This is a genomic window from Leptolyngbya sp. Heron Island J, from assembly GCF_000482245.1.
Classification (GTDB): Bacteria; Cyanobacteriota; Cyanobacteriia; order Phormidesmidales; family Phormidesmidaceae; genus Leptothoe.
The window spans coordinates 1-21,125 of the sequence record NZ_AWNH01000059.1; the positions used below are offsets into that span (position 1 = coordinate 1).

A 21,125-nucleotide genomic window follows, 5' to 3' on the forward strand; every position below is an offset into this window, starting at 1 on the left:
GTGGCCATTCCCCACGGTCTCTATGACCTTCAGCAAAACAAAGGGTACGTCCAAATTGGGACGAGTCGAGATACCTCAGAATTTGCCTGTGACTCCATCTATCATTGGTGGACTCACCATGGGAGCAATGACTATCCCACGGCCTCATCGATTCTCCTATTGTGTGATGCCGGAGGGAGCAACAATGCGCGTCACTATATCTTCAAGGAAGACCTCCAAACTTTAGCCAATGACTTGGGAATTGAGATTCGCGTTGCCCATTACCCACCCTATACCTCCAAATACAATCCTATTGAACATCGATTATTTGCTCAGATTTCACGCACCTGCCAAGGGGCCATTTTTGAATCGCTTGAAGCACTCAGCAACTTGATAGCTCAAACCTCTACCAAGACTGGATTATCCGTTGTGACCACGATTATCGATGCGGTCTATGAGACCGGACGTAAAGCTGCCGATGAGTTTAAGGCTCACATGCCCCTTCGCTTTGATGACCATTTACCTCAATGGAATTATGTCGCTCAACCACAACACATATAAAATTGGAAGTTATTAAATCCTTATTCCTATATTGCTGTCTCAAGTTTTTCATCTACGTAGAATTTGTTCCGATCCAGACGACGTAGGTCTTGCTGTGTGATGAGATGGGTATCCCTAGTAAGTATGACATCGGCAGTCTCAGTTCCGCCTTCGTCGGTGAGTAACTGAATTTCCTGCGCCACTGTTGGTGTAGGCCTTGTTAATAGGGCAACGATGATAGCAATCACCCCACCCCCTCCGAAAAGAGGAACAACTACATATCGCAACCACCATTTATAGCCTTGCTCATTATCAGTATCGTTGGACTGGGTATTAACGTCCAACCTCGAACTTGTTTCATGCTCCGTACTAGTTGCTACATGTTCTCCTCCAACTTCTATTTGAGAACTTGTTTTTTGCGCCTTCTCCTGATGACTGGACACTGTTTTACCCCCCGTATGCTCCATACTGCTGTACACAGCGTCATTGACATGGTCATCGCCCTTCTATAACAATGTCAAGCGCGTCTTGCTCCGATCAAAGGGTTTTGCTGTCCTCTCCAAACCACTCAAGGCTCAGTTTCTTTGGTGCAGCGTGCTCATGCTACTCATTACTCGCTGCCGATAAACTTCACTACACAGCTGTGCAACTCTCGGCAGCAGCATGCATAGAAGTTGTTAGGCTGCGTGAATGACGGCCATCAAAAGATAATAACAATTCTTCCGATGTTGCCTCCCTATTTGATTAAAGATGACAAGCCAGCCCTTTTCTCCTCATTTTTTAACTCTGCAACAAAAAGATGAGGATCTTATGAGGAAATCAAAGAAACTGGCAGGATATTAGTGAGATTAGTTGATTTATAGGAAATTGCCTTTTACAGCAGATGTTAACGCAGCTGATAGGTAGCGTTGGGCGACGTTAGACAACCTTTACAAGGTTACCACAATTTCTTATTAGCTGCTCCAATGGTGTTAGCCGTCGGGCTGATTTGGTAGTTTCAGCAGCATAGGGAGGAAACCAATACCGTTTCTGACTTGTCTCTCCCCGGCTCGACGAAAGCCCAACCTCTCGTAAATTGGCACTGCGTAGGCCGAGGAATTGACGCTGATTGTCGAAAGCCTGGGCTCGTTGGCTCGGCAAATCTGCAAAGCTTGGTGCAGAAGTTCTTTGGCAATTCCTCGGCGCTGAAATTCCGGTGCGACGAAAAGCAAGGAAACATGATTATGGCCTCGCATTTCAATCATTCCGACGACCTTGTCTTGCTCCAAACTGATGAGGCTGAAATGATTGGTTTGAGCACGTGCCCGCAAGGCACTCGGCTGGATATAGCGGTGAAACTCTTGCACCCCTTCGGATGAATATTCTGAGGCAACGAACTCATTGAAAACACGAGCTACCAGCTCACTGACTGCGAGTATATCGTTCTCGGTCAAAGGTCGGTAAGTGAGAGTCTTATCTAGCACTGGTGAGAACAGCCTCCTATTTGGTGCATTCAGTACATTCAGTAGGTTCAAGCCCTTATACTGTAAACCTTTGCCATTAAGCCATCCGGTGCTCGACTGTCGGCAAGGCAGCTAACTGCGAGCTAAGCGACCGGACCTAGTATAAAGTGTTTCAAATCTGCCCACCTAGAAGGTTCGCTTCAGTGAGTTGTGAGCCGGTCGAACCCGCTTATCCATTACTCACTCGGCAAGGAGGCAATAAAGTCAGCAACCAAGTTTATGAGCTGTTTTTCAGACCTCCAAGCCTTCGCATTATGTTCCAAGAAGAATGGATCACCGGTCACAACAATCACCATCTTAAACTCATCCAAAACCGCGATGGCCTGTCCACCATGGCCCAAAGCTGCATGATAGTGATGCTCACCTGATTGTATGGCCCACCACTGGTATCCATATCCGGTTCGATTGACGTTGCGGCCTTCCTGGGGCCATCCAACAGCTGGGTTTTGGGTATAGTTCTGTAGGGAATCGTGCACCCATTCAGAAGCAATCACCTGCTTTCCACCAAAAATGCCATCATTTAGGTAGAGCAACCCAAACTTGGCCGCATCACGCGCAGTCATGTGCATTGTGCCGGTACCCATTGGGTATCTATCATCGGAGGCTGTTGTATACCATTCACCCAACTCGGCTTCTAGGGGATCAAATAGTTTTTCCTCTGCAAAGGTTCTCAGGTCTGTGCCGCAAGCTCGATCAACGATAACACCTAGATAGTGCGAGGAGAGATTACTGTAATGGAATTCTGTGCCTGGATCGTTAATGAGAGGGACGTGAACCATCAAGCCAAGAAAGTCTCCTGCGACGAAAACCTTCCAGAGATCCCTATCAGATTCTTCCCAGGGATAACCGGAGCGCATCTGTAGAAGATGACGAATAGTGATCTCCCGCTTTCTTGGATCTTTGATCAGGTTAACGTATTCCGGAAAGTAGGCTAGAAACGGTTGATCCAGACTGGTGAGGCAACCCTGCTCGAAGGCAATACCCACCAGGGCGGAGGTAAAGCTCTTACCCACCGACTGTAGATTTGACTTGAGGTCAATAGAGCCATCATTGAAATATTTCTCGGCAACCAGGTAGCCGTTCTTGACAATCAGCAGGCTGTAGATGGAATCCAGTTTGGCAGCATCGTAATACAGCTCTGCTACCATATCGGCATCGAGTCCTTCTGCTTCCGGTGAGGAGACTTCCCAGCCACCGTCAGCCAAGGGGATGTAGTTCAGAGCGGCGAGATCTTCGGAGGACGGGCCACAACCAAACAGGGTGGTTAGGATCAAGGCTGAACTGGTGACTATGAGGGAATAATTCTGATGGCGCTGAGAAAATCTCATCATCCGCTGCAGTAACTTCTGTATCAGATCGATCCACTGTCAGTGGTCAATGTACATGGCGTTGTTAGGCTGCGATCGCTACCACTTGATTTGGCAACTTATTACTCTCACCTAATAACCAAGGAATGAGGATTCCATTAGAATCTATCTTTTGCTCTACAGGCGTTCCATGGAACGCCTCTGCAGACAACATGTTTGGATCTTATAAAATTCTGATCCCTAAGGGAATCAGGAACACAAAACAAGCAAAGAGAAAAAATAAACTACCCAAGAGGCTTAATACATCTCCTGCTCTGATACTTGCCGCTCCAAAAAAGCTCGCCGATAGAATGAATAAAGCCCATCCCAAAAGCTGAAACTTCAATTCGAGCTTCTGAATACGATTCTTATGCTGTGACATTTGCAGATGATCCCAAAAACTACTCATATCCTTCCATAAACTTTTGCTGTTCACTAATCTCTATTGAAAAATAGGGAATATACAAAAGTACCGATTGACGCTGAGCCCAACAGATAAATTCATCACATCAAATTTCACTTTTTCACAAGTGACCTCTAGGCAAGGATTCAACGGATGAGATAAATTGGTGCAAGTATACTATAAATAGCCAGCGCACCTAAATTGTGAATAACACAATACCTTCAACAAATCATCAAATCAGGACAATCTGAACGCTCATCGACGTAATCCGCGTACAGCTTATGCCACGGGTGACCAAACCCATAGTGCCCAGCCAGGAATTTGAAGGCAATCGTGAGAACCAAATGCTTCTCTTCTCAACGATAGACAAACTCGAACGCCTGTACGGCAAAAGATAGGCCCTAATTGAATCCTCATTCCTAAGCTGCTTGCAGCACATAGAACGTATAACCATAGAAGTCGCTGAATTTTTCAAACAGGCTCATTTCTTCTTCAGTTTCACGAATAACTAATTGAGTACTTGGGGTGATTTCGATCTGCTGCATCCGCTCACGGAGTGGTCCATAATAATTGACCCACCAAGCCTGACTCGGCAGCCGATGCGTAGAAAGCACGCTAAAGCCTGATCGATTAGCCCGATCGATATTCTCAGTCTCAGTACCCATCATTGGATAGGCATTTTGCCAATAGGCGCTAGCAGGCTCTGGCACGTCATCAGTAAACCAGCTCATCTCCGATATAACGGCAACCCCGCTGTTGGCAAGAAACTGTCGCCAGGTTTTAAGCGCCTGCTCAAACCCAAGATTATACGCCGCCCCCTCAGACCAAAGCAGATCAACCGAACCCGCTGACCAATGGAGCTTAGCCATGTCACCATGAATCGGAATAATTAAATGCTCAAGACCAAGTTGTTTGGCGCGAGCTTTGAGTTCATCGATAAAAGCAGATGAGGAATCCACTGCCATGACAGTGCTTTGGTAGTGCTGTGCAAGCAGCAATGCACTGACACCGCTGCCACATCCTAAATCAGCAATTCGCGGCTTGAGAGGCAAAGTAGGAAGATTGCCCAAAATATTGCGCGAGAATTCAGAGTCACCAGGTCCTTGCCGGTCAAGTCCACGGTGTAAATCAGTCAAGGCAGCAATGTACTTAGTTTGAGCGTCTATACTCATCTGTTTTTCTGTACTCATCTAGATTTTTGCTAGCTCTAAGGGGATTGCACAAAAATAAAGTCCCAGGTTGAAGCTGTAGAGGGGTGGATGAGTGATGGGGTAACAGGGTGAATTATTTAAGCGCGGGAGCCTAATATCAAGAGACTCTTGCCGTCTCACGTTTCCCATTACCTGCAGCAAAGAACATTGACCATCCAGCGTGGTGCGTTCCTGCAGCTTGCTCATCAATGCAACGTTTTGTTACAGCAGACGATCGCTGCTGCGTTACAAAAGTTGGCTTGAGTTATGCCAGCCAGCTCTCAGACTATCGGCCTTTGAGCATTCTGGTCTTGAGTGATACGAGCTTCTTGATCTCGTGGGTGATGTCCTCTCGGTGCTCATTCAGGATAGTGTACTCAGTGGACTCAGTTCGAATGAGAGACATCACCAAATCCTCCACCGCGTGTTGGTCTGTCGAGTCCAGGAGGATAGGTTCTATGTTGTTATTCGTCATGTCTCAGCTCACCTGCAATACATCACTGTTCAATTCTAGCTAGAAATTTCTGTTCCATCAGGGGCAACCGGACAATTAGCAAGCAACTTTAGGCAAAAATGAATTGTTGGAGATTGGGCAATTAGATGGCTCCAAAGCACCGAAGCCAGTTTTTGCATTCAAGGGTTATTATTCAGAACTCGATCTATATCAAAAAAGACAAGGGACAACATCGGTCCACAAAATAGAGATTAGCAAGCAGACTTATTCAATAACGATGACAAGACTCCATGTAAACAGCCTACTAACGGATGAATTGGTTTTAGGTCAATTCTCCTAAACACAATTGGGAGATATATCCTATTCAATTTAGGAAGTTTGCTTCAGGCGCAAATCACTTCAAATCCCATAGGATAAGCATGTTCTAGACAGCGAAACAGATTAGTAACTAATTGGAGCCTCTCCATGAATTTTCAACTCACTCGCAAACGGATCGTCAACACATTATTAATTGGCACTCTAACTCTCGGACTTGGAAGTTTTAACATTCAGAATGCTTCAGCCCAACTTGACCGGAGTGCCTTTCGTGAAATAGCCCAAGAACTCAACTTAAGCCGATCTCAAATGAGAGAAGTTGGCGGTATTATGCAAAACTTAAACTCTGAAATCGAAGATATTCTCACCCCTGAGCAGTTCGAGTTACTACAATCTACACGGGAACAGCAGCAGACTCAGACTCCTCAAGAACTGCAGACAGCATTAGATTTGACAGATACTCAATCGGTACAGCTGACTGTGGTACACGAAGAGACGGTGGCCGAGCTGCAAGCGGTTTTGACAGCTGACCAACTTGAAAGAATCATGGAAATGACTGCCTTCGGCCAGCTCTAGAACGACATCCTAGCTTATATTCCAACCCCTAACTCATACTCCACTACAGGACTCCTCTTAATCTGATTTAAGAGACTAAGAGGAGTTTTTTCTCATTGCTAATCATGAGTTTAATCTGAATTAGATATGCAGTCTTGCTAATGAATGATCACACTGACGCTGGCGATACACTGGCGATCGCACCTGAAGAACCACATAGGACAACACCCGCAACAGCCAAGAAAACAAGCCGCCGTTGGCTTTTTTGGCTCAAGCGAGCATTAATACTCACCTTACTGTTACGTCTGGGCAGTGGGATAGTAGGGCGCTTCTCATCTTTGCCTCGCAATGCTGAACCGCTGGAAGCATTAACGGTACCAGTAACCCGTGAACCCCTGGCAGTTCGGATTGAGGGCAGTGGCACTGTCATTTCAAAAGATACTGTAAACCTCAGCCCAAAAACAACGGGCCGTTTAGCAGATCTCTATGTCCAGCAGGGCGATCGCGTTGAGGCAGGTCAGGTTGTTGCCCGCATGGAAGTTGGGAGTTTAGCGGCTGAGCTGCAGCAACGAGAAGCACAGTTTGATCAAGCCGAAGCCGATTACGCCAGGATTCTGGCAGGCAACCGCGAGGAGGATATCCTCCAGGCTGAAGCCCGTTTGGTTGCCGCCCAATCCCAGGTTGATTTAACCACAACTCGTCTGGAGCGATTTGAAGATTTAGCCCGTCAGGGGGCAATTTCCCAAAATGATTTAGATCAGTATGTGAATGAAGCCCAAAGCGCCGTGGCTAATTTCGATGAAGTGCAGCAACAGCTTAAGGCAACCACCAGCGGTTCTCGTCCTGAAGAAATTGAAGCGGCGGCAGCGGCTGTAGCGGCAGCTCAAGCACAGATTAAGGTACTTGAAACAGAACTGGCGGATGCGAATATCCGCGCCCCCTTTGCCGGATATGTGACTCAAACCTATGCCACTATTGGTGCAATCGTGACCCCTACCACGACTGCTTCGGCCACGGCCTCCGCCACCTCCAGTTCAATTTTGGCATTGTCTGCAGGGCTGGAAGTCGAAGTGGATATTTTAGAAGCCAATATTGGCCAGATTCGAGTAGGCCAGTCGGTTGAGATTGTGGCGGAAGCGTTTCCCAACCAGGTGTATGCAGGCCAGGTGCAGCGGATTGCCCCAGAGGCCATTATTGAGAACAATATCACCACATTTCAGGTTGTCGTTGAACTGTTAACAGGGGCTGATCAACTGCGATCTGGCATGACGGTGGATGCCACCTTTATCGGTGAGACCTTAACCGACGCCCTGATGGTACCCACTGTTGCGATCGCAACCCAAGACGGACAACTCGGCGTGCAGATGCCAGATAGTGAGGGAAATGTTGACTTTCAACCCGTCACCGTCGGCATTACCCAATTGGGGAGCACTCAAATTTTGCAGGGTCTCGAAGCAGGCGATCGCATTTTCCTGGAACTTCCACCAGAAGCACGCCGTTCTCGCGACTCGGGACCGCTCCTACCCTAAAACATAATGTACAAGCGTTCTATGGAACGCCTCTCCAGGAATATTATCCATGGGATTTAACACTCTTGAAAATGCCAAGATGGCCTTTAAAACCCTGGCAGCTAATAAATTACAAAGTAGTCTCACCATGCTAGGGATTATCATCGGCAACGCATCTGTCATTGCCATGGTGGCCGCAGGAGAAGCCGCACAAGGATTTGTCACGGCACAATTTGAATCCCTAGGCACCAACCTATTGTTTATTACTCCCGGTGATGCCCAACGAGGACCGCTCGCTGGCACAGCCCAGGCAGATACCCTGACATTAGCGGATGCCGAGGCCATTACCCAAGAAGTGTCAGCCGTTAGTGCGATCTCGCCTCAAAAAAATACACGGTTACGCATTACGCAGGGGGCAGCCGAGACTCAGGCCAACATCACGGGAACAACGTCAGACTACTCAGTGGTTCGGGATATCCAGATGGCCCAAGGACAGTTCTTGAGTCCGATTGATCTCCAAACTAATTCACGGGTAGCTGTTCTGGGGAGTGAAACCGCTCACACATTGTTTGGAAACCAAGATTCGGTAGGGCGCAAAATTCGCATTAGTAATCTGAGCTTTACGGTCAGCGGCGTTGTGGCAGAGCGCGGTTCCTCCTTTGGCCAAAACCAGGATGAGGCTGTTTACATTCCGATTAATGTGATGGTGAGTCAGCTAACGGGACAAGAGACCGGCAAAATCAGTCCAACCGTGCAGGTGATTGCAGTATCTCTGGAAAGCTCAGACGCGACAAATGCAGCCATGTATCAAATCAGAAATCTGTTGCGTCTGCGCCATAATATTTTGCAAGGAGACGACGACTTTGCGGTACAAAGTCAGCAGGAATTGTTGGAAAGGTCTAGCAGCATCACGGATATTCTGGTTCTTGTTTTGGGGTTTACCGCCGGTATCTCCCTGTTGGTGGGGGGGATCGGCATCATGAATATCATGCTGGTTTCAGTGACGGAACGCACGGGGGAGATTGGACTCCGTAAAGCAATCGGGGCAACCGGGACAGATATTTTGGCCCAGTTCACCATTGAAGCTGTCATCTTGGCAGCAACGGGCGGCGTGATTGGGATTGGTCTAGGGCTAGTCGGTGTGGTGGGACTCACCTTGTTCAGTCCTTTGGAAGCGGCAGTCAGCCTGAGCGCCATTATGGTTTCGTTTACTGTGTCGGGCAGTATTGGGTTGATTTTTGGCATTACGCCTGCCCAAAGAGCGGCCAATCTCGATCCGATTGTGGCCCTGCGGAGTTAGGTCAGTTCAATGTTATGCAATTGTGGCGTAGGATGTCCTCCCCTTCGTAAGGCTACCGTATACACACAAGTCGAAGAATGACTCAAGATGTCGAGCCCACTCTGCGAGAAGAGCAAAGCTCTACATCCCCCAATCCCTTCTCCCTGGAGGAGAAGGGGAGCTAGTCTCAAAGTCCTTCTCCCTGGGGGAGAAGGATTTAGGATGAGGGCTAATGCAGAACATGGAGCTGATTTCCAGTAGATCTCCTAGATGTGTATACACCGTAGCCTTCGTAAGGGGAACCACATATCGCCAAGACTCTGAACATCGAACAAAGCTAGCAAATCCTATGAACCATCTTATTCAACTCCAAAACATATCTAAAATCTATGGCGTGGGTGACCTTCAGGTTTATGCCTTAAAATCTGTCGATCTGGCCATTAATCCAGGAGACTATTGCGCCATTATGGGACCTTCTGGATCGGGCAAGTCAACAATGATGAATATGATTGGTTGTCTTGATCGCCCTACCCAGGGAGATTATTGGTTAGATGGTGAGGAGATCAGCCACTTAGACCCTAAGCAATTAGCTGGCATTCGTAATCGCAAAATTGGCTTTATTTTTCAACAGTTTCATTTGCTCCACCAGCTTACAGCGGTGGAGAATGTCGTTTTGCCCATGATTTATGCTGGGATCCCCGCTAGTGAACGAGAGTCTCGCGCCATTGCAGCACTGCAGCGGGTAGGGCTGGGAGATAGGCTAGCCAATCGTCCCAGTCAACTGTCTGGTGGACAACAGCAGCGGGTTGCGATCGCTCGCGCCATTGTCAATCAACCCAAATTACTCCTGGCTGATGAACCGACAGGAGCCCTAGACTCCCAAATGAGCCAGGAAATTATGGATATTTTTGCCGAGCTGAACCAGCAGGGAATGACCCTGGTGATGGTCACCCACGATCCAGAAGTTGCCCAACGCTGTCGACGGACAATTACCTTTCGAGATGGAAGTGTTTTACATGACTCGCAAGATCAGACATCTCGCTACCCGGAAGAGTTACCCGCTTAGCCTGTATAAATCTGTAATGAACAATGGGTGGCCTCTGGAAAAGAAGCCTGTCATCATTGTGGCAGTTTAGCTGTAGAGGCAATCGCCTGCTGGCAATTTCCTGATGGTTAAAGCTGATCTTGAACCATGGATACAACACTATTGCCACTGGCACAACACTACGAGGGCACTGTGAAATGCCCCCATTCCTCCTGGAAACTATATAAGGACTTGGTTCCTAGACAGATGTAGTAGGACCTAACATGATGTATCAGCGGCTCAGGCAGTCAATAATGATGAAGTTTATTTGGAAGACACATATTCGAATGGTCGATACCTCAAAACTCATGCACGATTCCCTGAGCCCACTGCACATACATGTTAGGTCAAACGCCTAAGACTGTTCGTTTTGGCCTGATCGATTTATTCTTTACGCTGCACCAGAAGAGTCTGCCTTTTCTTTAATGCGCAAAGCAGCGAATGAGGTCGGAACACCACTTTGTAGCATATAGAAGCAACCGGTTAGACCAGTAAAGGTAGTTTGGATGCCAGTAATGGATTCACTAGCAAGATTCCCAGCATAGGTAGTCTCCGAATTATTGAAAGTGAATAAGAACATGCCAGCCACCTGGACCCACAGGCCACTATAGCCCTCTCCACTAGTCCAGGTTCCATCAGCTTTAATGTCCATCGTTGTAGAGCTATAACTACCATCACAGTTCCAATCGTAGAATTGAGTCCAACTGCCAGTAACAGCCATGACCTTTCTCCTTTTCTCGACTTGAGTATTTGAATCTTTTTCGTTACTTCATCAGACTCTCAAAAGGACACACCTTTATCAATTGCCTGATTTTCACTATTGATAAACTAAACCCTTATTTTCTAACTTTTGGCCAGAAAGATGAGGATCTTATGATGACCACACTTTAATCAGATATACTACATTTTAATAATTCATCTATCTTGGTTCAGTACCCTTGGGGGTACTTGGACGATGCGCTCATGTTCAATATTGGCTGTTTAAGCAGCAAGGATTTAAAGCAGAGCCATGGCAGGGAGTTTAGCCGCTCTACTCTAATATACATGCGGCTTCTATTAAGTGTTCTCTAGATGACTGGTCGAGATCGTAGAAGATATGAGCAAACGCGATCGCAGCCTAACAACTGTTGCGCCGGAGCGAACGAATTAAAAAATCTGGAGACTGTGCAAAAATATTAAACATCGCCCGATGAACCGGCTATGATTTGTTCTTGCTGAAGATGAGGAGAAAATTTTGATACAGTTAGATTCAAAATTTATCAGAAGTCAATTTCCGGCCTTTGCAGAACCATCACTCAACGGATGGGGCTTTTTCGAAAATGCAGGTGGCTCCTATACCTGTCAACAAGTAATTTCCCGTCTAAACAACTACTATACCCAGACCAAAGTTCAACCCTATTACAATTATCCAGCAGCACAAAAAGCCGGTGCCGCCATGGATGAATCCTATCGCCAACTGGCCGCTTACCTCAATGTCAGGGAAGAGGACGTCCATTTCGGTCCATCAACCACTCAGAATCTCTATGTTCTAGCCCATGCCTTCCGAGAGCTTTGGAACATAGGAGACGAAATCATCCTATCCAACCAAGATCACGAGGCCAATGCCGGATTTTGGCGACGCCTTGAAAAAACAGGCATCGTCATCAAAGAATGGCGCGTTGATCCTGAGACAGGCAGGCTGAATCCGGATGATCTAGATGCCATGCTATCCAACAAAACCAAGCTACTGGCATTCCCCCATTGTTCCAATATCATTGGCCATACCAACCCAGTGGCTGAGATCGTCTCAAAGGCAAAGACGGCCAACGTCTGCGTAGTTGTCGACGGAGTGGCCCATGCGCCCCATGGATTGCCGGATATTGACTCACTGGGAGTAGATATTTATCTATTTTCCCTTTACAAGACATGGGGACCACATCTTGGACTCATGACCATTAAGAAAGAGATTATGGATACGTTGCCCAACCAAAGCCATTTCTTTCATAAACACAGTATCCGAAAAAAGATACTACCGGCTGGGCCGGACCACGCCCAGATTGCAGCCACTGCCGGTGTAGCCCAGTATTTGGATACGGTTTATGAACACCATTTTTCTGAAACAGTTGACCCGGCAGAAAAGGGAAGACGTCTTAAAAAACTGTTCCAGGATCATGAAAAAAGCCTGCTGCAACCTCTGCTAGAATGGCTGCGACAGCGCGACGATATTTACATTGTTGGCCCCGATGATCCAGCATTGCGAGCGCCAACAGTATCTGTCGTACCAAAGAAGAAATCAATTGATGAGATTTGTGCGGTACTGGCCACAAAGAAACTGATGGTAGGGCAGGGAAGTTTTTATAGTGTTCGCCCGTTAATGGGTATGAATATTCCCATTGACCCTGGTGTTCTACGACTATCATTCCTCCATTACACAATTGAGGATGAGATCGCTCAGCTAATTGACGGACTTGCAGCTGCTCTGGATTAATACGCTCAATCTTGTCGAGATGATTTCGTTCCTGCCACCTAAGACAGGCGGTCTCACTAGGAGTATTGTCCTACTGCAAGGCCGCTAAAATTAGGACTTGCGTGACTGGGCAGACTCAATTCCGCAATGATAGATTAGCAATTATTGCAAGCCCTGTTCACTTGAAAGCCTGACGGTGCATACATATATTAAGTTATGCAAAATGGTCAAAGTCTTTTTGGTTCCAGATGCCATTCGCCCAGGATTCCCCTTGGTAAGGCTACCGTGTACATACAAGTCGAAGAATGACTCAAGATATCGAGCCCACTCTGCGAGAAGAGCAAAGCTCTACATCCCCCAACCCCTCTTCTCTCTGAGGGAGAAGGGAAGTTATTCTCAAAGTCCTTCTCCCTGGGGGAGAAGGATTTAGGATGTAGACGCCTGAGCGGCTTCTCGTAGAGTGGGCTAATGCAGAGCATGGAGCTGATTTCAAGTAGATCTCACAGATGTGTATACACCGTAGCCTACAAACCAGAGCAAACCCTTGTGTTAAGAGTCAAAGCTAAATGCTACTAAATCCACCCTCCCGACTATCTCAAAATTACACAGCTGCCAGACCCTTGCGCTTACTGCTGCATATTGAGTGGATTTTACTCAGTATGGGGGTTCTGGTGATCATTACGGCAATGATTTTCCATCGGTCATTTCAGGTTACCTGGTTAGAACTGGTCTTGTTTGGTTTAATTGGCACCATGGGGCTATATCTACCGTTGGCTCAGCTCCGGGCCAAGATTCTCTACACTGCGGCCGAGCTCAGCCTCTTTGGGATTTTAGTTATACGTTGTCTCGATAATCCCTTGATGATGCGAATTATCCCGCTACTGGGATTAGTCGTCATCATCCGCAGCTGTCAGCTCTTTCACACCCGAGGGCGACTGGTGGTGGCAGGCATCACGTTTGGCTCACACTTATTCGTATCACTAACATTAGGCCAGACTGCTATTAGTCGAAATCTATCCCGGCTGATGTCGACGCCTGCAGCCTGGCAAGTCAGCGTGTTGCAGACCAATGCCATCATTCTCTTTACCCTGGCCCTACTTTTTGTCTTCTTACTGGTAGATGCCCTGCTCAATGTCCATAGCAATCAACAAAAGCTGGAGATTGCTCACGTTCAGCTACAGCAATATGCGCTGCAGGTGGAAGGTCAAGCCGCTTTACAAGAACGCAATCGCATTGCCCGCGAAATCCATGACTCCCTGGGTCATTCCCTGACAGCTCAAACCATCTTGCTAGAAAATGTCCTGCTATTTTGGGAGCAAGATATCGAGCAGGCGAAATCTTATCTGCTGAAAGCCAAAGATTCATCTTATCAGGCCCTTAAAGATGTTTCACGAGCCGTTGCCGCTCTGCGCGACTCTCCTCAACCTGATAAACCTTTGCAGGCTGCGATTATCGAATTGGTTAATAAGGTCTGTCAATCTACTGCTATGAGCCAAGTGTGTGAAATTAATATCACCACGTCGCTGTCTGATGAACTCACCATGGCCGCCTACCGAATTGTGCAAGAAGCACTCACTAATGTTGTGAAACATGCTCAAGCTAACCAGCTATCTGTGCAGCTGTGCACCAAACCGCAGAGTCTCTATGTGCAAGTGCTGGACAATGGTAAGGGGTTTGACCCCAGCAAAAATACGACGGGGTTTGGCTTAGGAGGAATGAAAGAACGGGCGATCGCACTGGGTGGAACCTGTCAAATCTGGAGTGCGCCTGGAGCTGGCTGTCGCATTAGTGTGATTTTGCCCCTCTCCAATGTCGTAGGGACGTTGCCCGTAGGGGCATTGCCGACAATGCCCCTACGGGCTGATGGAGACATCTAAGGAGGCAACAGCGATGATTCGTGTCTTACTGGTGGATGATCAAACCATTATTCGACAGGGCCTGGCCAACCTGCTGGAAAATCAACCTGATTTACAAGTAGTTGGCGATGCCGCCAATGGTCAGCAGGCGATTGATCATGTCTCAACACTCTACGGTACCCCCAAGCAACCCGATGTGATTTTAATGGATATCCGGATGCCGGTTGTGGATGGTGTGGCAGCAACAAAACAAATCTGTGCTGAGTTTCCTGAGATACAAATCCTGGTGCTCACCACATTTGACGATACTGAATACGTACGGCAGGCAATGCGTTGGGGTGCTAAAGGCTATCTGCTTAAGCAAACACCTATTCAGGAATTAGTCAGGGCTATTCGAGCCGTTGATCAGGGTTATACCCACATGGGACCTGGTCTCTTTGAAAAAACGTTAGGATCTTCCCAACCATTAGCAGACCCCTCTGTTGACGCTGCGCTTCCTGCCAAGTTGCGATCGCTTTCTCCTCGCGAACAAGAGGTACTCCAATTGATTATTACAGGACTCAATAACCGCGAAATAGGAGAAAAACTCTTTATCTCTGAACGAACTGTGCGGAACCATGTCACCAGCATTTTGAGTCAACTCCAACTACGCGATCGCACTCAAGCAGCCTTATACGCTAGTCAATTTTGGCCCCAGAATATTCGCTAAATGTCTTTAGCAGGCCGTAGCTAACGACTTGAAAGCATTGTTGCATATGCGAGTCCTTCATAGTGCAGGTGCTGCAAACATTTCTCCTGCAGACAGTTGACGTAACGTTGTTTCTTTACCGGATACCGCTATCTTTTGAACAAGGAGTTTTCCTTCAAGAACAGCATGAAACTTGGCCGTGAACCGATCGCCTTCATGAATCAAGATTTCACCTTGCTTATAAAAACTGATCTTTGCAGCATTAGCAAGCTGAGTCAGGACTTCAGGCCTAAGATTTGAAAAGACATCTATTTTTGCTAGTTGCTGAACAGTCACATACATCTATTGCAATCAGGTAAGGAATTGATAGAAGTTTATAGTACAGATTAATCCATATCCTAACTAGATGACTAACAAACATCGTTCACCGGGCCGCAGCAAACGATGTTGATTTCAGAACCCACGCAGCCCAAGGCTCTGGTGTAACAGATGTTAGGGCCACTGCTTATTCTTACGATCATCATTCAGAAGAATGAAGTCACATCTTCCTCGTGGATCATCGGCCTCAAGGTGGATTCTCTGTGCAGCAAAGTAGATGGTGTGATAATCACTCCTGATACGTTCCTTGGGTAGCCCCTCTTGGTTTCTCTTCAGTGCTCTGTCGAGAGCAGTCTCATAGCTACACTCGATCCATACCGAGTAGTCGAAGGTAAAGCGGTCCTGAAACAAAAATATCCCCTCAAGGATGATCACATCGGACTGAGGTATCTGATAGTGATAGTCCACCATCTCTTCCATATCTGTAGGATCGGCGTGTTTCGCCACGAAATCGATGCTACCAGCACTACACAACGGCTCATATAACTGCTTCTGCATTTCATCGAATCTGAAGCCACACTCATAGAAATGTCGCCCAGGATCGTGTTTCGAGAAGCGCTTGCTTGGAGGTTGCAGCCAGCCATCAATACCGATGAGAGAGCATGACAGACCCGTGGCGCTGATCTGGGCACAAAGTTTATTGCTAATGTAGCCTTTTCCAGACCCATCAATGCCAGAAACACCAACGATATACGGCGATTTGAGTCGCGACTTCTGAATAATCGTGTGAACTAAACTTCTCATTATTCCATGGCACTCTATAGCGCTACATTTAGCTCTAATACCATGTTGAGCGGCTGCCCGTTAAGCTGGGTAGGGAGTTTGCCGCGAGCGGTAGCGAAACGGAGTGCGATCGCTCCAACTACTCGTCAGGCGGCGTCCCACCTGCCTGATGCAGCGCAATTCGGTTTCCTTCACTGTCTTCGATTTCCGCAACAAACCCATCATTGCCAATTGCTTTCTTTGGATAAAGCACCATGCCGCTAACGCTTGCCAGTCTCGCAAGTATCTCGTCGATACTTAGGACCGAAAAATACAATATAGGTCCAGCTTTACCTGGAACATACACATCTCCTTTGGCTAGTGCACCACTCGCACCCATGTCATCTAAAGCTTCTGGGAACAAAGCCATTTCATAGCCATCTACTTTAGTGTATCCCAGTGACACATCGAAAACGTGTTCGTAGAACTCAATCGCTCTTTCTAGATTCGATACTGGTATTTCAAAATACCTTACTGCTATTTGCATGTTCTTGTCGTAAGTTTCTCATCCACACTATCTAATTCTTTGCCATACATTGCAAAAGGGCTGCAACAGAAGATCAATAGGAGCAAACGTACCACATGCCGTAGCTGAATGATGCCCAACGTCTTCGAGATCAGTGGCGCTCGGGGGCACTGAAAAAAGTACACCGAAGCCTTGAGGCTAGCGTCCACTGCACCGAGCAGTTAGGCCATGAATAGGCTACCATCTCCCCTTGAGAGGTTAGGCAAAGTTGCACCAAACGCAGTATTCAAGGAGTGCTGGAGTGCAAAAAATATCTGAGATAGCTCAGAAAGAGAGTAGAAAAGAACTTGTCTGGTTGTCGGCATTTGGATCGATGGAGAGGGCGAGTAAGGCTAATGCTGTTTCTGCAAGTTCATTACAGGCTTGCCCTCCAGCAGTACCAAAGGTTAGCAATGTCAATAACAGTCCCCACTTATACCACAAGGTCACCTTTGTTTTGCCATCAGAATCAGGTTGGATCTGATAGCCCCATCTCCAGCCTTGTACCTTAAAGCTGGAAGACATGGTATTCATGCATTCATCTTTGAATTCAATTTCAGAAAAAGGGACCTCTTTGATGCAAAGCGGCATAGGCGCAAACCCTATCAATTCTTGGAACGTATTCTTATAAAGTTGGGTGTTATATTTCTCTCTCAAGTAAAAAAATATAGTTGATTGCGGAACTTGAATTGTGATTGTAGTAGTTATGTAGCCCATTCTTAGAAGATTTTTACCTCAAACTTTATGAAGCCCAACGGCCTTGAGCTGAGTGGTGCATGTGCACTGAACAGCCCAAAGGGCACCCGTGGCTCTTGTAGCATCCGCTCCAGTGAAGTGTTAGCCAACCAGCATACCCATAGAACAACGCCCCAACTCTATAACAAAAACCTGAACTAGATATAACCTAGTACTTTGAGGTTCAAGGGAGTGGAAATTGGTCAATTACACAGCGACTTGAGATGCCTGTGAGTGAAAGGTTCCATTATCTTTGCACCTGTTTTAATGGAGAGCTTAACTGTATTAAAGTTCAACTGCCCAAATCAGATTTACGTAATTTCCCCCATACACCCAAGGTACAACAGATTATCAGACTCAATACACTAGAAGGCTCTGGAACTGAGACGCTCCTATTATCTGCATTAAACCGAAGTTGACCGAACAAGGCTGGAGTTCCCACTGCCGATTCGTTTTCACAGTACTGTGCAAAAATAGCGTCGAAACTAGCAACATTCCCTTCATGGTTATAGCCAATTTCTAAGACATCAAAGCGCCCCCCAGAGCGATTGCACCCACGTCCATCTCCAGTCACACTAAGCCCTGGAACATTAAAATCTTGAAATGGGAACCGTGTTGTACCAATATAGCTGCCAACGACGAGAGCTTCAGAAGCAGGTGCTGCAAATCTTCCACCCCACCAAGTAGACTCTTGAAAGCCAACTAAACCAAAATTATTAAACCTAAAATCAACACCGCTATTACCATCTATTGGCCGAACTTCGAAGTTACCTGCAGTTGGCTCATAAAACCACTCTCTGCCTTGACCAATGAAATCACCAGACTCACTGTAGAAGTAGAGAGATGTGCCAAATTCACTAGCCAGTTCACTGTTAAATTCATTTGGTAAAGTAAAGGAGGCTGCCCAACTAGGTATGCATACTCCAAAACTCAACGCAGCTGTCACAAATGCTATCGCCGTAGCTTGGTTACACATAGTCTTCATAATTTTCCCTCCCGAGATTTCTCCTTGATCTGATAGTAGGCTCAACCCATCAAATACTACTCAGAAATTCCTTGCAACTACAGGGAGCAACCGGCGCTCATCACCCGCCGTAGATAACGTCTACACTGTACCGATCTACTTTAGGCGGTCGGCATGCATAGGCGTTATGGGGGGACGGGTATAGAAAAACAGAAGAGGACGACTATGCATTGGACGACAGGGTAGATGATTACTAACATAGCCTATCGCTCCTCCCTTTGCATGATCTAAATCCAGGGGAAAGCATAGAGTCAAGAAAGGAGAGAACCTGCCAGTTTGTGGGGACGACTATGCAGCGCCAGTCAGATGATGACTACTAACGTATCGAGCGCCCTTCTCTATGCGCTATGTCGATACAAGAATTTGGTGTTAGTGCCCGTCAATCCTCGAACGGTAGCAAACTATCGCCAAGCGTTTCAGCCCTCGCAGGCCAAATCGGAGCCAATCGATGCCAAATTGATCGTCAAATGCTGCACAAACATGGCGAAAAACTCGATATCTGGACAGCCGGGTGCCCAAAGCATCATGCATTGAGACAATGGGTTGAGTCCCGTCGCATGTTAGGGAGAGTTCTCTGGCGTTGTTGGTAAGATGGTGCGCCCTATGATGAAGAGAAATATCTGGCTGTACCGAGACGCAAAAAATCACCACTAATGAAGCTATTAGGCACTCAACAACAAGTACAAGAAGAACAAATTACATTTTAAAAACAAACAATAACAACCAAAACAAGATCGATCATTCTATACAGTCACTTGGAGAAATATTCTGATAAACAGCTAACCCGTATCAATGATCATTCAGCAAAGTAGACCCATCTACTAGAGTAGGTTCAGCCTCCCTGAAAAACTGACTATTAGGTCATTTTTGAACGTCTGAATCCGCGCTAAAGCTAAAGTAGAAAAAGAAGTTTAGCCTTTGCTACTGACCTCATCCACCTCAGGGCCTAGTTATGCAGCTCAACTTAGCCTTAGATCGGCCCTTGTATATCTCCCTGATTTAGCCTCAGCCTCAAGAACTGCACCAAGAGCTTCGACAAACTCGCTCTTGCAAGCTGGATCGGCACTGCCTCCGTCATCTAATAAACTCATCCCGCTGAGTTCGTCAGCTATTAGCCTCTCGGGCATATACTCCCATCTGCGCAATAAATATTCATATGCTGCCAAATAGGCTTGCTCAACTGTGATTTTGTCTAAGTGTTCAGTCATCTACATTAAATAATTATTGGCCTATTACACGTCGTTGCGATTATGCTGCTCCCAGTCCTTCCAGTATTTCTTGCACGCTTGAGACAAAGTAGTAAATGAAATTGGAACACCGTTGTCCAACTCATAATGAGCATCCATGTAACTTAGGCGTATTATGCCTTCAGTACAGCAAACTGAGATATAGTTGTACTCATTTTTCGCGTTCAGGATTTCGAGATCACATTCGCCCAATGACTCGAGCTTAATGACAGTGTCGGATCTTTTGAAAGGGCTATATGTTATGTCGCTACAATCGCGAAGGTGAATCAATAGAAACTTAGATCCGGGAGTTAGTAATTCACAGAGATATTCTATTTCGACTTTTACAGAGATATCACCAGGACAAACACCACTGAAAGCAACAATGTTGCCATCGTGTAAAAGGTTCCAGATGCCAATATTGGCTTCCATTGGCACTTAATACTCAGTACGCATAACGTTTCTGGTCAGCAGTTGTCGATATCTTAGTATTCCACTTAGATGATCTTGAGCTCTGTCAATCCGCTGCACCAGAATTGTTATACTGAGGGTAACCTATCGTATGGCTCTGGCTCGATATCAGGAACCTTAGCCAATACATTCTCGTATTTTGAGCGGCTACCTCGATTGGAACGTTCTCTTAAATAGCCTTCGGTAGTTAATGCAGAGATTTTCTCAGCTACTGCCAGGACAACAAACTGGTCTAACGAGACACCATCTTGCTCAGCAAGCTTTTGTAAGCTTTTATACAGTGAATCAGGTAGCTGAATGTTCAGAGGGCTCATGATAACGCTCCAATTGAATCTAAAAACTCTGCTGGTGTAATAGCACTTATGCCAAACTGCTCAATGCCTGCAAAATCGCGAGTGTTGTATGTCACTACGCTATCACACTCAGCTTTAACTGCCAGCTCCAGCTCCATATCGTCCTTCGGATCACGTAAATAGGGTCGCCAAAGAAAGAAAATTTGATGATGGCTTGCAACGGCACAGTGAAAATCAATAAAGTTCTGAATATCCGAAGCCTTTATGGTCAAATTCGGCAGCTGCCGTAATAAAACTTCTTCGTACTCTAGAACTAGTGGTACAGAAAGGTGGATATTAAATTGCCCACTACCCACAATTTCTAAGAGACGAAAAGCGCTTCCATTTCTAGAGCGTAACCCAGCAATAATTACATTTGTATCAATTACAATTTCGGGAATGGTCATCTTTTGAGAGCGGCCACCAGGAATAGTTCAAATGAACTAAAAAATAAGTGTTTTATCGTATCACTCTTTTTTAGCAGCAGCAAGTTGGTTTTCATATTATGGTTGAGCAAGAACTTTTTTTGCTGTCTTTCCACAACTAT

At 46.5% G+C, this 21,125-nt stretch carries 20 protein-coding genes; 8 read left to right on the top strand and 12 right to left on the bottom strand.

Translation table 11 applies throughout. The annotated features are described in order from the left end of the window. Positions 1-540, top strand: a 540-nt coding sequence (locus tag N836_RS55860) for an ISAzo13 family transposase (RefSeq protein WP_023072485.1), incomplete at its 5' end; no start/stop codon positions are given. A 26-nt stretch (positions 541-566) separates the two neighbouring features. Here the strand turns inward: N836_RS55860 and N836_RS55865 are convergent. The 4 genes from N836_RS55865 to N836_RS55880 form a co-directional block, all read right to left on the bottom strand. Beyond that, the gene (locus tag N836_RS55865; protein ID WP_152532174.1) at positions 567-863 is read right to left on the bottom strand and encodes a hypothetical protein; all 297 of its coding nucleotides are present in this window, start codon (positions 861-863) and stop codon (positions 567-569) included. Positions 864-1,490: 627 nt separating this feature from the next. Further along, the gene (locus tag N836_RS55870) at positions 1,491-1,982 is read right to left on the bottom strand and encodes a GNAT family N-acetyltransferase (protein WP_023073568.1); all 492 of its coding nucleotides are present in this window, start codon (positions 1,980-1,982) and stop codon (positions 1,491-1,493) included. Positions 1,983-2,197: 215 nt separating this feature from the next. Further along, on the bottom strand, positions 2,198-3,352 hold the full coding sequence (locus N836_RS55875; RefSeq protein WP_081716894.1) for a serine hydrolase domain-containing protein: 1,155 nt from the start codon (positions 3,350-3,352) through the stop codon (positions 2,198-2,200). 837 nt (positions 3,353-4,189) lie between these two features. Beyond that, positions 4,190-4,960 carry an SAM-dependent methyltransferase gene (locus N836_RS55880; RefSeq protein ID WP_023073572.1) on the bottom strand — a complete coding sequence of 257 codons (771 nt, stop codon included), beginning with the start codon at positions 4,958-4,960 and terminating at the stop codon, positions 4,190-4,192. A gap of 919 nt (positions 4,961-5,879) precedes the next feature. On the opposite strand from N836_RS55880, the gene N836_RS55890 reads away from it, so the two are divergent. The 4 genes from N836_RS55890 to N836_RS55905 all read left to right on the top strand — a co-directional run bounded on the left by N836_RS55890 (position 5,880) and on the right by N836_RS55905 (position 10,137). After that, positions 5,880-6,305, top strand: a complete 426-nt coding sequence (locus tag N836_RS55890) for a hypothetical protein (protein WP_023073574.1) — start codon at positions 5,880-5,882, stop codon at positions 6,303-6,305. 140 nt (positions 6,306-6,445) lie between these two features. Next, positions 6,446-7,813 carry an efflux RND transporter periplasmic adaptor subunit gene (locus N836_RS55895; RefSeq protein WP_023073575.1) on the top strand — a complete coding sequence of 456 codons (1,368 nt, stop codon included), beginning with the start codon at positions 6,446-6,448 and terminating at the stop codon, positions 7,811-7,813. A gap of 49 nt (positions 7,814-7,862) precedes the next feature. Next, positions 7,863-9,092 carry an ABC transporter permease gene (locus N836_RS55900; protein ID WP_023073576.1) on the top strand — a complete coding sequence of 410 codons (1,230 nt, stop codon included), beginning with the start codon at positions 7,863-7,865 and terminating at the stop codon, positions 9,090-9,092. Between the two features lie 328 nt (positions 9,093-9,420). Then, on the top strand, positions 9,421-10,137 hold the full coding sequence (locus tag N836_RS55905; RefSeq protein WP_023073577.1) for an ABC transporter ATP-binding protein: 717 nt from the start codon (positions 9,421-9,423) through the stop codon (positions 10,135-10,137). 409 nt (positions 10,138-10,546) lie between these two features. On the opposite strand, the gene N836_RS55910 is transcribed toward N836_RS55905, so the two are convergent. Then, positions 10,547-10,876 (bottom strand): hypothetical protein, encoded by a 330-nt coding sequence (locus tag N836_RS55910; protein WP_023073578.1) that lies wholly within the window; start codon positions 10,874-10,876, stop codon positions 10,547-10,549. 513 nt (positions 10,877-11,389) lie between these two features. Here N836_RS55910 and N836_RS55915 point away from each other — a divergent pair. From N836_RS55915 to N836_RS55925, 3 genes are all read left to right on the top strand, one after another. After that, entirely contained in the window at positions 11,390-12,622 is a 1,233-nt protein-coding gene (locus tag N836_RS55915; protein WP_023073579.1) for an aminotransferase class V-fold PLP-dependent enzyme, read from the top strand. Between the two features lie 545 nt (positions 12,623-13,167). Further along, positions 13,168-14,478: a sensor histidine kinase gene (locus tag N836_RS55920; protein ID WP_023073580.1), complete on the top strand. Its 1,311-nt coding sequence runs from the start codon at positions 13,168-13,170 to the stop codon at positions 14,476-14,478. 13 nt (positions 14,479-14,491) lie between these two features. Beyond that, positions 14,492-15,166 (top strand): response regulator transcription factor, encoded by a 675-nt coding sequence (locus N836_RS55925; protein WP_031293087.1) that lies wholly within the window; start codon positions 14,492-14,494, stop codon positions 15,164-15,166. 57 nt (positions 15,167-15,223) lie between these two features. Here the strand turns inward: N836_RS55925 and N836_RS55930 are convergent, their stop codons facing one another. From N836_RS55930 to N836_RS0138420, 7 genes are all read right to left on the bottom strand, one after another. After that, the gene (locus N836_RS55930; RefSeq protein WP_161634984.1) at positions 15,224-15,481 is read right to left on the bottom strand and encodes a cyclic nucleotide-binding domain-containing protein; all 258 of its coding nucleotides are present in this window, start codon (positions 15,479-15,481) and stop codon (positions 15,224-15,226) included. Between the two features lie 156 nt (positions 15,482-15,637). Next, complete coding sequence (locus N836_RS55935) at positions 15,638-16,267, bottom strand: uridine kinase (RefSeq protein WP_023073583.1); 630 nt, start codon at positions 16,265-16,267, stop codon at positions 15,638-15,640. Positions 16,268-16,385: 118 nt separating this feature from the next. Continuing rightward, a complete protein-coding gene (locus N836_RS55940; RefSeq protein ID WP_023073584.1) occupies positions 16,386-16,772 on the bottom strand; it encodes a VOC family protein in 387 nt (128 codons plus the stop codon). A 303-nt stretch (positions 16,773-17,075) separates the two neighbouring features. Beyond that, complete coding sequence (locus N836_RS55945) at positions 17,076-17,507, bottom strand: hypothetical protein (RefSeq protein WP_023073585.1); 432 nt, start codon at positions 17,505-17,507, stop codon at positions 17,076-17,078. A 310-nt stretch (positions 17,508-17,817) separates the two neighbouring features. Then, entirely contained in the window at positions 17,818-18,471 is a 654-nt protein-coding gene (locus N836_RS73470) for a hypothetical protein (protein WP_152532175.1), read from the bottom strand. A 1,843-nt stretch (positions 18,472-20,314) separates the two neighbouring features. Beyond that, positions 20,315-20,560 carry a hypothetical protein gene (locus N836_RS55965; protein ID WP_023073589.1) on the bottom strand — a complete coding sequence of 82 codons (246 nt, stop codon included), beginning with the start codon at positions 20,558-20,560 and terminating at the stop codon, positions 20,315-20,317. Continuing rightward, entirely contained in the window at positions 20,557-20,985 is a 429-nt protein-coding gene (locus N836_RS0138420) for a putative toxin-antitoxin system toxin component, PIN family (protein WP_023073590.1), read from the bottom strand. The genes N836_RS55965 and N836_RS0138420 overlap by 4 nt, the downstream gene beginning before the upstream one ends. Positions 20,986-21,125 lie beyond the last annotated feature (140 nt).